The following is an 11839-nucleotide window of genomic DNA, read 5'->3' as shown; positions in this document are numbered from 1 at the left end:
GCCTAGCGGCGACGGCGCCGGGCCGGCCGCATGCATACTCGGGGCATGTCGACGGCGCGCCTCCCGCTGACCCGCGCGCAGGGCTTCGTGGGGCAGCTGCTGCGGTTCGCGTGGATCGAGCTGCAGTGCTGCGCGTTCGCGATCGCCGTCTTCGCGGGGCTGGCCGGGTCGGCGCTGGTCTGGTCGCGCTGGGACCCGCCGTTCGCGCGCTACGACGCGCTGCTGCTCTACGTCATCGCGGTGCAGGTGCTGTTCGTCGCCACGAAGCGGGAGTCGTGGCGGGAGCTGGGGGTGGTCTGCGCCTTCCACCTGGCGGGCTTCGCCCTGGAGGTGTTCAAGGTCGCGGTCGGGTCGTGGGAGTACCCCGACGCGGCGCTGACGAAGATCGCGGGGTGCCGCTCTACGCGGGTTTCATGTACGCCGCGGTGGGCTCGTACGTCTGCCAGGCGTTCCGGCGCTTCGACCTGACGGTGAGCCGCTACCGGACCGGGGCGGTGCTCGCCCTCGCGCTGGCGGCGTACGCGAACTTCTTCACCCACCACTTCCTGCCCGACCTGCGGGTCGTCATCGCGCTGGGCTTCCTGGTGGTCACCGCGCGCAGCCGGGTGTGGTTCACGGTGGGCGCGCAGCGCTACTGGATCCCGCTGCCGCTGTCGTTCGTGCTGATCGGGTTCTTCCTGTGGATCGCCGAGAACCTGGCGACCTTCCTCGGCGCGTGGCGCTACCCGGACCAGGGTGAGGCGTGGCGGATGGTGCACGCGGGGAAGTTCGGCTCCTGGGTTCTGCTGGTGAGCCTCAGCTTCGTGCTGGTGTCGCTGCTCGACCGCCGCGCGGCCGCGGGGACCTCCCCCGTCGCTGTGGGGACGTCGGACCCGCGGGCCGCGGCGGCGGAGCGAGCGGCGCCGTGACGGGCTCCGTCAGCTGGCGTTGAAGCCGACGGAGCGGCTCTCGTTCGTGCCGACCTCGACGTAGGAGACGCGGGCGGCGGGCACCAGGTACTGCTTGCCCTTCTCGTCCGTCAGCTCCAGCAGCTCCGTGCGGCCGGCCAGCGCGTCGGCGACGGCCTTCTTCACGTCCTCCGACGAGTCCTTGCTCTGCACCACGAGTTCGCGGTTCGAGTCCGCGATACCGATCTTGATCTCCATGACACGAGGCTATCCGCAGGGGCCGCGGTCGTGCGGGCCGAGGCCGCCGATTCTGCTGAGGGCAGTCAGCCCAGGCCGAGCGTCGCCATCCGCTCGGCGTGCCGGGTCTGCAGGGATTCGAAGAACTGCGCCACGCCCGGCAGGTCCCCGGAATGCTCGAAGAGCAGCGCCGCCAGCTCGTCGCGGGTGGCGAGCACCTCCTGCGCCTGCGTGATGGCCTCCGACAGCAGCCGCCGGCCCCACAGCGTGAGCGGGGAGCGCAGCGCGGGGTTCGCGGTGACCGCCGCGCGCACCCGCTCGACCGCGAAGTCGGACTCGCGGGTGTCGGAGAGCACCGCCGCGACGACCGCGGCCGGCTCGGCGGTGAGCGCGCGGGCCACCTCGGAGTAGAAGTCGGCGGCGAGCCCGTCGCCGATGTAGGCCTTGACCAGCGATTCGTTCCAATTCCGGGGCGCCGTCCGCTCGTGGTAGCGGGTGATCACCGGCACGAAAGGCGCGGTCGCCGTCGCCACGTCCTGCCCGCGACGGTCGAGCTCGGTCTCCAGCAGCTCGAAGTTGCGCATCTGCGCCGCGGCCATCGACGAGACGGCGATCCGGCCGCGGAGGTCCGGCGCCATCTCGGCCTCCTTGGCGAGCCGCTCGAACGCGGCGAGCTCGCCGTACGCCAGCACCGCGAACAGGGCCGCGACGCCCGGGTGCTCGGCGGTGATTCCCCGGTCCTGCGACTGTTCGCTCATGGTGCACATGCTAGTGCGGGCCGCCGCGCGGGGTACGATGGTCGGTAGCGATCGACTTCGGTCGCCGGTAGTTGTGCGCGCACTCCGCCCCACCGCCTGACGGCGAGGGCGTCGAGGCGACGATGACGGTCCGAGAAACGGGCCGGGGATTCATTGGCCGGAACAGTGCGCGCGTGAGAAATGAACGCGACGCATTCGCCGCCGATGAAAGGCAGAACCATCACCACCGCGAACAACGACATCCACACCGAGCCCGCCGCCGCCGAGGGCCTGCCCGACGTCCACGTGATCGGCGACGATCACGTCTCGCCCAGCTTCGCCGAGCTCGGCGTCGACCAGGGCATCGTCGACGCCCTCGGCAAGCGGGGCATCGAGCGCACCTTCGCCATCCAGGAGCTGACCCTCCCGCTCGCGCTCGCCGGCAACGACCTGATCGGCCAGGCCCGCACGGGCATGGGCAAGACCTACGGCTTCGGCGTCCCGCTGCTCAACCGCCTGGTCACGCAGGCCCGCGCCGACGTCGGCGAGGACGGCCTCCGCGCGCTCGACGGCACGCCGCGCGCCCTCATCATCGTCCCCACCCGCGAGCTGTGCGTGCAGGTCACCGACGACCTGGAGCAGGCCTCCGACGGCGTCCGCGTCCAGACCACCAAGGGCGAGCGCGACCTGCGGATCACCTCCATCTACGGCGGCCGCCCCTACGAGGCGCAGATCGAGGCGCTGCAGAAGGGCGTCGACGTCGTCGTCGGCACCCCCGGCCGCCTGCTCGACCTGGCCAAGCAGGGCCACCTCGTGCTCGGCAAGATCCAGATCCTGGTGCTCGACGAGGCCGACGAGATGCTCGACCTGGGCTTCCTGCCCGACATCGAGCGCATCCTCACGATGGTCCCCACCGACCGGCAGACGATGCTGTTCTCGGCCACCATGCCCGGCCCGATCATCACGCTGGCCCGCACCTTCCTGCGGCAGCCCACGCACGTGCGCGCCGAGCACCACGACGACTCCGCGGTGCACGAGCGCACCACGCAGTACGTGTACCGCGCCCACGCCCTCGACAAGGTCGAGCTCGTGGCGAAGGTGCTGCAGGCCGAGGGCCGCGGCGCGACCATGATCTTCACCCGCACCAAGCGCACCGCGCAGAAGGTGGCCGACGAGCTGGCCGAGCGCGGATTCAAGGTCGGCGCCGTGCACGGCGACCTGGGCCAGGTCGCGCGCGAGAAGGCGCTCGGCAAGTTCCGCGACGGCTCGATCGACGTGCTCGTCGCGACCGACGTCGCCGCCCGCGGCATCGACATCGACGACGTCACCCACGTCATCAACTTCCAGTGCCCCGAGGACGACAAGACCTACGTGCACCGCATCGGCCGCACCGGCCGCGCGGGTAAGACCGGCATCGCCGTCACCCTCGTCGACTGGGACGAGCTGCACCGCTGGCAGCTCATCGACAAGGCCCTCGGACTCGGCCAGCCCGAGCCCGCGGAGACCTACAGCTCCAGCGAGCACCTGTTCACCGACCTGGGCATCGACCCCAAGGTCAAGGGCAGCCTGCCCGGCGTGCGCAAGCGCGCCGAGGGCGAGGTCGTCGAGCGCAAGCCGCGCGAGAAGCGCGAGAGCACCCGTACCCGGTCGCGCACGCGCACCCGCGGCGGCCAGAAGGCCGACGGTGCCCCCGCCGAGGCTAAGCCCGCCACCGCCACGCCGGAGTCACAGGCACCGTCGAACGACGGTGCCGAGGGCGACGCCCCGGCCCGCAAGCGCCGTCGTCGCCGCCGTTCCGGCGCCGCTAAGGCGGAGGGCGCCGTGGCGGAGACCTCCGCCGAGTAGTCCCCCGAACGACGGACCCCGCTCCCGCCGGATGGCGGTCGCGGGGTCCTCGTGCGTTCGGGAGGGTAGTGGGCATGACCTCGACTCCCGCCCCGGCCGGCACCGTCGGCACCTCGGCGCCCACGACGCGCCGCATCGCCGCGCTCGACGTGGCCCGCGGCATCGCGATCCTCGGCACGTTCGGTACGAACGTGTGGATCTTCACCGAGCCCCACGGCATGGTGGGCTACCTCGACTCCGTCGGTGCGGAATCGCTGCCGATCCGGGTGCTCCAGACCCTCGCGCAGGGCAAGTTCCTCGGACTGCTCAGCCTGATGTTCGGTGTGGGCCTGGCGATCCAGCAGGCCTCGGCGGCGCGGCACGACCGGCCGTGGCCGGGCAGGTACTGGCGCCGCGCGCTGGTGCTGTTCCTCGACGGCCTGGTGCACTTCCTGCTCGTCGCCGAGTTCGACGTGCTCATGGGCTACGCCCTGGTGTCCTTCGTGGTCTCGGCGATGCTGATCCTGCGGCCGCGCGTGCGGCTGCGCTGGGCCGTGGGCTGCGCCGCGCTGCACCTGTCGGTCGTCGCGCTGGTGTCGGTCGGGATGGCGTTGGAGGGGTCCGGCGTGGGCACCGGCCCGGCGGCGGCGCGGGCGAACCCGTACGCCGACGGCTCGTTCTGGGACCTGGTGCTCTTCCGCGCCGACCATGCGCTGCTCTTCCGCGCGGAGACGATCTTCATGATCCCGCTGACCATCGCGATGTTCCTCACGGGCGCGGCCCTGTTCCAGGGCGGGCTCTTCGGACCCGACGGTGCCGCCCTCCGGCGCCGGCTGATGTGGGTCGGCGGGATCGCGGCGCCGGTCGACCTCGCGATCGGGATCGCCGGTGCGCCACTGGGACTCGCGGGCCCGGCCGTCTTCGTCGGACGGTACGCGGTGGCCCCGCTGGTGGCGCTGGGCCTGCTGGCGCTGATCGCGGAGTTCTACCAGCGACGGGCGGTGGGCCGCGTGGGAGGCGCGTTGAGCAACGTGGGGAAGACGGCGCTGAGCTGCTACGTGCTGCAGAACGTGATCGCCTCGGCGCTCTGCTACGGCTGGGGCCTCGGGCTCGCCGCGCGGTACGGCGCGGAGCACCGGCTGGCCTTCACGGTGGCCGTGTACGTCGCGGTGATGGCCTGCCTGCTCGCGGCCTCGGCGCTGTGGACCCGCCGCTTCTCCCGCGGGCCGATCGAGATGCTGATGCACCGCGCGGCGTGAACGCGCGTGTGGTCGGTCTCCTGCGCTATCCGTGGGAGACCGACCGCACTGGCGGCGGACTGCGCTACTGCGCGCGGCGCTGGGCCTGCAGGGGCACGTGGCTGAGCCCGCCCCACAGCAGCTCGACGGTGGTCGCCACCGCCTCGTCCTTGGGGATGGGGCGGTCGGCGTAGAGCCAGTACCGGGCGCTGACCTGGCTGGCGCCCACGAGCCCCACGGCGAGCATCCGCGCGCGGTACGGGTCGAGGCCCGAGTCCTCGGAGACCAGGTCGTAGACGGCGTCGACACACGCGTCGACGGCGCCCTCGACCCGCTCCTGCACGACGGGCTCGAGCACGTCGGACTCGAAGATCAGCTTGTAGCCCATGCTGTCCCGGTCGACGAAGTCGAAGAAGGAGCGGACCGCACCGATCACGCGCTCGTGGTTGTCGGTGGAGCTGGTCAGCGCCTCGCGGACGCCGGTGACCAGCGCCTCGCTGTGCGCGGCCAGGACGGCGATGTAGAGCTCGAGCTTGCCGGGGAAGTGCTGGTAGAGCACCGGCTTGCTGACGCCGGCCCGCACGGCGATCTCGTCCATGCCGGCGGAGTGATAACCGAGGTCGACGAAGACGCTGCTCGCGGCCTCCAGCAGCTGGATCCGCCGCGCGCTCCGCGGCAGGCGGGCCGTGCGGCGCGGCGCAGGATTCGGCCCGCCGCGGGTATCGCCCGCCGCGGTCGTCGCGCCCAGGTCCGCCATGTGCTCCACCTCATCGTTTCCCAGGGCCGTGAGCGGCCCTGACCCGTCGACAATACTCCCGACCGTCGCGCCGACCCCCGCTTGCTCTGGCAAGCTGCCCGGTGTGTCGGTACTCGCAGAGGTGAATCGGACCAGTGAAGTCTGGCCCGGGGAATTCCTCACCCTCCGCGGGCGGCGGGTGTTCGCGCGCCACGTCGACGCGGCGGCGGCGATCACGGCGCAGCCGGATCCGCGGCCCACGGCGGTGATGATCCACGGACTCGGCGGCTCGTCGATCAACTGGACCGACCTCGGGCAGGTGCTGGCCCCGGTCGCCGCGTCCTACGCCCTGGACCTGCCCGGCTTCGGGCTCTCGGATCCTCCAGTCGACGGCGACTACTCCATCGAGGAGTTCGCGCAGACCGTGATCGCCTACCTGGAGACCCTCGTCGCGGTGCGCGGCGGGGGAGTGCACCTGCTCGGCAACTCGCTCGGCGGCGCGATCGCGGTGCGGGTCGCGATGCTCCGGCCCGACCTGCTGCGGTCGCTGACGCTGATCTCCCCGGCGTTCCCCGACCTGCGGCCGCGGGTGCGGCGGCTGCAGTTCCTCCCGCTCTCGCTGGTGCGGCTCCCCGGGATCGGTCCGGCGGGGTTCCGGCTGATCGCGAGCGCCTACCCCGAGCGGCAGGTCGACCAGACCTTCCGGGAGATCCTCGTCGATCCGCGGGTGATGGGGCCGGTGCGACGGCAGCAGGCCGTCGACCAGGCCGCGGCGCGCGCGTCGATGACGTGGGCCCCCGACGCGCTCGCGGCGAGCTTCAACGCGCTGGTCCGCAGCTGGATCGTCGACTTCGGCGCGACGCACTGGGCGGCGGCCCGGTCGGTGTCGGTGCCCACCGCGGTGGTGTGGGGCGCGCGGGACCTGCTGGTGAGCGTCGGCGTGGCCCCGAAGGTGGTGCGCCACATCCGGGGCAGCACGCTGACGGTGTTCGAGGACGTGGGCCACGTGGCGCAGATGGAGAAGCCCGCCGAGACCGCGCGGATCGTCGCCGACCTCATCGCCGCCGCGGAACGTCGGGACGCCCCACAGGCCCGATCGCCCCGCTGACCGGGTCCGGGGGCGTGTCGGTTCCACTCCGACCGCGCCGATCGTGGAATTGTTGACGACGTGAGTAGTCCTTCGAACCCGAGGCGTCCCCGTCCGGACGGGCGTGCGCCGCTGCGGGCCGAGTGGGACCCCATCAACTCCTCCGCCGCGACGTCGGGCGATCACCGCAACCGTCCGCCGCGCGAGCGGGTCTACGCGAAGCAGGGGCGCCTGGGCCGGCTGCTGCGCACCTACGGCTGGCGCGCCTACGCGGTGCCGGTCCTCGCGGTGCTCACGGTGGTCGCCCTGGTACTGACCTTCGGCGGCGACACCTTCGGGACCAAGAACACCGCCGAGACCTCGCCGGAGGGACAGCTCTCCCGCAACCCGACGCCGGGCAAGACCATCGTCGGCGCACCGTCGAAGACGGTGCCGGGCCCCGTGCCCCCGGCCGGCGTGCTGCCCGAGGGCGGGCCGTTCACGGAGAAGGGCCAGGGCATCTGGCACGTCGTCCCCGGAGCCACGCCCCGCATCGGCAAGCAGGACGAGGGCAAGCAGCAGCTCTTCACCTACATGATCGCCGTCGAGGACGGCGTCGACATGGGCGCACTCGGCGGCGACCAGCCCTTCGCGACGATGATCGACCGCACCCTGGCGGACCCCCGCAGCTGGATCCACGACCCCGCCGTCGCCTTCCAGCGGATCGACAAGGGCACGCCCACCTTCACCATCTCGCTGACCTCGCCGATGACCACCCGCTCGGCCTGCGGCTACACCATCCAGCTGGAGTCGTCCTGCTACAACGGCGAGTTGGGCCGCGTCGTCCTGAACCTGGCCCGCTGGGTGCGCGGCGCCACCGCCTTCGAGGGCGACCTCACCGGCTACCGGCAGTACGCCATCAACCACGAGGTCGGCCACGCCATCGGCTACCCGCAGCACGTCCCGTGCCCCGCGCAGGGCGCGCTCGCGCCGATCATGATGCAGCAGTCCTTCGGGGTGAAGAACCGCGACATCTTCGATCTCGACAAGTCCGAGGGCTTCGGCAACGACCTCGCCTGCCGGCCCAACGCCTGGGTCGCGCCCGTCCTCAAGTGACGGCCCCTCCCGCCCGACGGTGACCGCCCGTCCGGGCGCCACGTGCCCTCGGGAATGGTGGCGGGCGCACCGTCGTTGAGCAGGAGGTGAGCACCCTGCCCCCGCTTGTGGAACCCGCCGCCGAACTGACCCGCGACGAGGTCGCGCGCTACTCGCGGCACCTCATCATCCCCGAGATGGGGGTCACAGGGCAGAAACGCCTCAAGAACGCGAAGGTGCTGGTCATCGGCGCCGGCGGGCTCGGCAGCCCCGCGCTGCTGTACCTCGCCGCCGCGGGCGTCGGCACCATCGGCATCGTCGAGTTCGACGAGGTCGACGAGTCCAACCTGCAGCGCCAGGTGATCCACGGCGTCTCCGACCTGGGCCGGCCGAAGGGCGAGAGCGCGCGCGACTCCATCGCCGAGATCAATCCCCTGGTCACCGTGAACCTGCACCCGATCCGGCTGGAGCCCGAGAACGCGGTCGAACTCTTCGAGCAGTACGACCTCATCCTCGACGGCACCGACAACTTCGCCACCCGCTATCTCGTCAACGACGCCGCGGTGCTGGCGCACAAACCCTACGTGTGGGGCTCGATCTTCCGGTTCGAGGGCCAGGCGTCCGTCTTCTGGGAGGACGCGCCCGACGGCCCGAACGGCGAGAAGCAGGGCCTGAACTACCGCGACCTGTACCCCGTGGCGCCGCCGCCCGGCATGGTGCCCTCGTGCGCCGAGGGCGGCGTGCTCGGCATCCTGTGCGCCTCGATCGGCGCGATCATGGGCACCGAGGCGGTCAAGCTGATCACCGGCGTCGGTGAGTCCTTGCTCGGCCGGCTCATGGTCTACGACGCCCTCGAGATGAGCTACCGCACCCTGTCGATCCGCAAGGATCCCGCCGCCCCGCGCATCACCGGGCTCATCGACTACGACGAGTTCTGCGGCGTGGTCTCCGACGAGGCCGAGCGCGCCGCCGCGGGCAGCACCATCACGCCCAAGGAACTGGTGGAGATGGGTTCCGCCGGTGTCGATTACGAGTTGGTGGACGTGCGCGAGCCCGTCGAGTGGGAGATCGTGCACCTCGACGGCGCGAAGCTGGTGCCCAAGGGCTCCTTCGAGACCGGCGAGGGGCTCGCCCAGGTCTCCGCCGACAAGAAGCTGGTCCTGTACTGCAAGACCGGGATCCGCTCCGCGGAGGTGCTCGCCGCCGTGCAGGGCGCCGGCTATCGCGACGCCGTGCACCTGCAGGGCGGCATCACCGCCTACGCGAAGCAGGTCGATCCGTCGCTGCCGGTGTACTGATCACACCTCGATCAATCGCTTGACCAGTTTGCCGGTGGGCGTGCGGGGCAGGCTGTCGACGAAGCGCACGGCGCGGGGGAGCTTGTAGCGGGCCAGTTCCCGTCCGGCGTAGTCGATCAGCTCCTGCGCCAGCGCGTCCGACGGCTCCGTGCCAGGGGCGAGCTGCACGCACGCCAGCGCGGTCTCGCCGAGCTCGTCGTCCGGCACCCCGATCACCGCGACGTCGGCGACGGCGGGGTGCATGATCAGCGCGCTCTCGGACTCCTGCGGGTAGACGTTCACCCCGCCGGTGATGATCATGAAGTCCTTGCGGTCGGTGAGGTACAGGTAGCCGTCCTCGTCGAGGTAGCCGACATCGCCCGTGGTGGCCCAGTTCTCGTGGTCCGGATGCTGTGCGGCGCGGGTCTTCTCGGGCGCGTTGTGGTAGGCGAAGGGCATCTGCTCGCGCTCGAAGTAGATCGTGCCCACCTCGCCCGTGGGGAGGACGGCACCGTCGTCGCCGCAGATCCGGGCGACGCCCAGCCCGGCGCGCCCCACGGACCCGGGGCGCTCCAGCGCCTCCTGCGGGCTGATGAAGGTGGCTCCCGCCGCCTCGGTCGAGGCGTAGTACTCGTGGATCACCGGCCCCCACCAGGCGAGCATCGACTGCTTGACCTCGGCGGGGCACGGCGCTGCGGCGTGGATCGCGACCTTGAGGCTGCTCGAGTCGTAGTGCGCCCGCGTGGCCTCCGGGAGCTTGAGCATCCGCACGAACATCGTGGGCACCCACTGGCTGTGGGTCACGCGGTACTTCTCGATGAGCGCGAGCGCCTCCTCCGGATCGAAGCGGTGCATCATGATGACCGTGCCGCCGACCGACATGGTCACGCCGCAGAAGCGTAGCGGCGCAGCGTGGTACAGCGGCGCGGGGGAGAGGTACACGGTATCGGCGTCCATGCCGTACATCGGCGCGAAGATCGCGGTGTAGGCGTCGGGGGCCTCGTCCACCTGCCCCTCCGGCAGCGGGATCCGGATGCCCTTCGGGCGGCCCGTGGTGCCGGAGGAGTAGAGCATGTCGGTGCCGCGGGGCTGGTCGGTGAGCGGGGCGGAATCGGCCGCGGCGAGCACCGCGTCGTAGTCCTCGAAGCCGGCGATCGGGCCGCCCCAGGCGATCGCGTGTCCCGGCTCGGCGAGGGCGGGGAGCTGCCGTGCCTCCGAGACCGCCTCCGCGACATCGGCGCCCGCGAACAGGGCCTTGGCCTCGCAGTCCGCGAGGATGTAGTTGACCTCGCCCGGCGTGAGGTGGACGTTCACCGCCGTCACGTAGAGGCCGCTGCGGATCGCGGCGGCGTAGGCGCAGAAGATGTGCAGATCGTTCCCGGCCACGATCGCGACGGTGTCGCCGCGGCGCAGCCCCAGCGTGCGCAGGTGGTGCGCGAGCCGGGTGGACTCGTCGTTCAGGCGGGAGTGGCTCAGGATCTCGCCGGTGGCGGCGTCGATCGCGGCGGGCTTGCCGGGGGAGAGCTCTGCGAAGGCTCCTGGGAACATGAGAACCGCCTTTAACTTCGAGGTGGTCTCACGGTAGCGCCGGGAGCGGGGCGTCCGAAGGGCTTCAAGCGAAGTCGCCGGTCCGCGGGCGCCGGACGTCGTTGCGATCCCGAACGGGGGCCTAGCCGGCGTCGTCGACGGCCGACAGCCAGGCCGCGTAGTCGTCGAGCAGCGCCACCAGCGGCAGGGCGTCGACGGTGCCGAGCGGCTCGCCCCGCAGGGCCGTGCGGATCCCCGGCAGGCGGGCGGCGATGCGGGAGCGCTCGGAGACCTCGTGATGGCTCAGGCCCCGCTGCTCGCCCAGCACGATCCGCCGCGAGTGCGCGCCTCGCAGTGCCCCCGCGAGCGCGGCGAACTCGTCCCGGTCCAGCGCCGGCAGGTGCACCGAGAAGCTCATGACCGGGCCGGGATCGGCGTCGTCACGCTCCTCCGACTCCTCCAGCCAGTCCGCGTACTCCTGGCTCAGGTCGTCCAGGGCCTCCTCGTCGTCGAAGGAGAGCCGACGGCCCTCGACCGCGGCCCGCAGCGCCGAGACCAGCGCGCGGACCGTCTCCGGATCCGACGACGCCGCGTACCAGCGGTGCGCCTCGTGCGGCACCACGATCCGGCCGGGGCGCCCGGCCGTGAGGCGGGCGCGGACACCATCGAACTCGGCGACGGTGAGGTCGGGGAACTGAACGGAAACGGTCACGACGGGGCGGGAGTCTGGCACGCCCTCCATTGTCCCGGAGTTCGTTCTAGGGTGGGGGCATGGCCCTCGAAGGTGAATACGCAACCGAGAAGGCCGGCTGGGTCGCGGACCAGCTGGCGAAGATCGACGAGACCGGGACCACCGATTCGGTGTCGGTCGCGGGGATGGCGGTGGTGGTCTTCACCTATCGCGGCCCCAAGTCCGGCAAGCTCTACCGCCGCCCGCTGATGCGGGTCGAGCACGACGGCGCGTACGCCGCGTTCGCGTCGAAGGGCGGCGCGCCCGACAACCCCGTCTGGTACGCGTCGCTGCTCGCCAACGACGAGGTCGACGTCCAGGACGGCACCACCGTCGTCTCCGGTCCGGTGCGCGAGATCCACGGCGCCGAGCGCGACGAATGGTGGGCGCGCGGCGTCGCCGCCTACCCGCCCTACGCCGAGTACCAGGAGAAGACGGACCGTGTGATCCCCGTCCTCCTGGTCGAGCCTGGCCGCGCCTAGCGG

Annotated in this window: 11 protein-coding genes and 1 pseudogene; 7 read left to right on the top strand and 5 right to left on the bottom strand. The window is 71.7% G+C overall.

All coding sequences use genetic code 11. The annotated features are described in order from the left end of the window. The first annotated feature begins 30 nt into the window (after positions 1–30). Positions 31–908 (top strand): annotated as a pseudogene (locus tag ACLQ3K_RS07045) (DUF817 domain-containing protein). Positions 909–917: 9 nt separating this feature from the next. On the opposite strand, the gene ACLQ3K_RS07040 reads toward ACLQ3K_RS07045, so the two are convergent. Then, on the bottom strand, positions 918–1145 hold the full coding sequence (locus ACLQ3K_RS07040) for a DUF3107 domain-containing protein (protein WP_224647908.1): 228 nt from the start codon (positions 1143–1145) through the stop codon (positions 918–920). A gap of 65 nt (positions 1146–1210) precedes the next feature. Beyond that, positions 1211–1882: a ferritin-like fold-containing protein gene (locus tag ACLQ3K_RS07035; RefSeq protein WP_425998097.1), complete on the bottom strand. Its 672-nt coding sequence runs from the start codon at positions 1880–1882 to the stop codon at positions 1211–1213. A gap of 204 nt (positions 1883–2086) precedes the next feature. On the opposite strand from ACLQ3K_RS07035, the gene ACLQ3K_RS07030 reads away from it, so the two are divergent. Then, a complete protein-coding gene (locus ACLQ3K_RS07030; RefSeq protein ID WP_425998095.1) occupies positions 2087–3706 on the top strand; it encodes a DEAD/DEAH box helicase in 1620 nt (539 codons plus the stop codon). A gap of 74 nt (positions 3707–3780) precedes the next feature. Further along, on the top strand, positions 3781–4944 hold the full coding sequence (locus tag ACLQ3K_RS07025) for a DUF418 domain-containing protein (RefSeq protein ID WP_425998093.1): 1164 nt from the start codon (positions 3781–3783) through the stop codon (positions 4942–4944). A gap of 64 nt (positions 4945–5008) precedes the next feature. Here the strand turns inward: ACLQ3K_RS07025 and ACLQ3K_RS07020 are convergent, their stop codons facing one another. Then, entirely contained in the window at positions 5009–5680 is a 672-nt protein-coding gene (locus ACLQ3K_RS07020) for a TetR/AcrR family transcriptional regulator (RefSeq protein ID WP_224647912.1), read from the bottom strand. A gap of 103 nt (positions 5681–5783) precedes the next feature. Here ACLQ3K_RS07020 and ACLQ3K_RS07015 point away from each other — a divergent pair, with 103 nt between their 5' ends. The 3 genes from ACLQ3K_RS07015 (at position 5784) to moeZ (ending at position 9118) form a co-directional block, all read left to right on the top strand. Then, positions 5784–6767: an alpha/beta fold hydrolase gene (locus tag ACLQ3K_RS07015; RefSeq protein ID WP_425998090.1), complete on the top strand. Its 984-nt coding sequence runs from the start codon at positions 5784–5786 to the stop codon at positions 6765–6767. Between the two features lie 60 nt (positions 6768–6827). Then, entirely contained in the window at positions 6828–7841 is a 1014-nt protein-coding gene (locus ACLQ3K_RS07010; protein ID WP_224647914.1) for a DUF3152 domain-containing protein, read from the top strand. 95 nt (positions 7842–7936) lie between these two features. Next, positions 7937–9118 (top strand): adenylyltransferase/sulfurtransferase MoeZ, encoded by a 1182-nt coding sequence (gene moeZ / locus ACLQ3K_RS07005; protein WP_336671303.1) that lies wholly within the window; start codon positions 7937–7939, stop codon positions 9116–9118. Here moeZ and ACLQ3K_RS07000 read toward each other — a convergent pair whose 3' ends face one another. Beyond that, positions 9119–10645 carry an acyl-CoA synthetase gene (locus tag ACLQ3K_RS07000; protein ID WP_425998088.1) on the bottom strand — a complete coding sequence of 509 codons (1527 nt, stop codon included), beginning with the start codon at positions 10643–10645 and terminating at the stop codon, positions 9119–9121. Between the two features lie 121 nt (positions 10646–10766). Then, a complete protein-coding gene (locus ACLQ3K_RS06995; protein WP_425998086.1) occupies positions 10767–11357 on the bottom strand; it encodes a hypothetical protein in 591 nt (196 codons plus the stop codon). Between the two features lie 38 nt (positions 11358–11395). Between ACLQ3K_RS06995 and ACLQ3K_RS06990 the strand changes: the two genes are divergently transcribed. Then, positions 11396–11836: a nitroreductase/quinone reductase family protein gene (locus ACLQ3K_RS06990; RefSeq protein ID WP_224647917.1), complete on the top strand. Its 441-nt coding sequence runs from the start codon at positions 11396–11398 to the stop codon at positions 11834–11836. The last annotated feature ends 3 nt before the right edge of the window (positions 11837–11839 follow it).

It is taken from the genome of Tsukamurella sp. DT100 (genome assembly GCF_049844855.1).
Lineage (GTDB): Bacteria > Actinomycetota > Actinomycetes > Mycobacteriales > Mycobacteriaceae > Tsukamurella.
The sequence above is the reverse complement of the archived record's forward strand: the minus strand, read 5'-3'. Positions and strand labels throughout refer to the sequence as shown.

Bases quoted from the DNA above. Each gene is read 5' to 3' on its own strand.
- ACLQ3K_RS07030 (WP_425998095.1), top strand. From the start codon at position 2,087: ATGAAAGGCAGAACCATCACCACCGCGAACAACGACATCCACACCGAG.
- ACLQ3K_RS07000 (WP_425998088.1), bottom strand. From the start codon at position 10,645: ATGTTCCCAGGAGCCTTCGCAGAGCTCTCCCCCGGCAAGCCCGCCGCG.
- ACLQ3K_RS07035 (WP_425998097.1), bottom strand. From the start codon at position 1,882: ATGAGCGAACAGTCGCAGGACCGGGGAATCACCGCCGAGCACCCGGGC.
- ACLQ3K_RS07020 (WP_224647912.1), bottom strand. From the start codon at position 5,680: ATGGCGGACCTGGGCGCGACGACCGCGGCGGGCGATACCCGCGGCGGG.
- ACLQ3K_RS06990 (WP_224647917.1), top strand. From the start codon at position 11,396: ATGGCCCTCGAAGGTGAATACGCAACCGAGAAGGCCGGCTGGGTCGCG.
- ACLQ3K_RS07025 (WP_425998093.1), top strand. From the start codon at position 3,781: ATGACCTCGACTCCCGCCCCGGCCGGCACCGTCGGCACCTCGGCGCCC.
- ACLQ3K_RS07040 (WP_224647908.1), bottom strand. From the start codon at position 1,145: ATGGAGATCAAGATCGGTATCGCGGACTCGAACCGCGAACTCGTGGTG.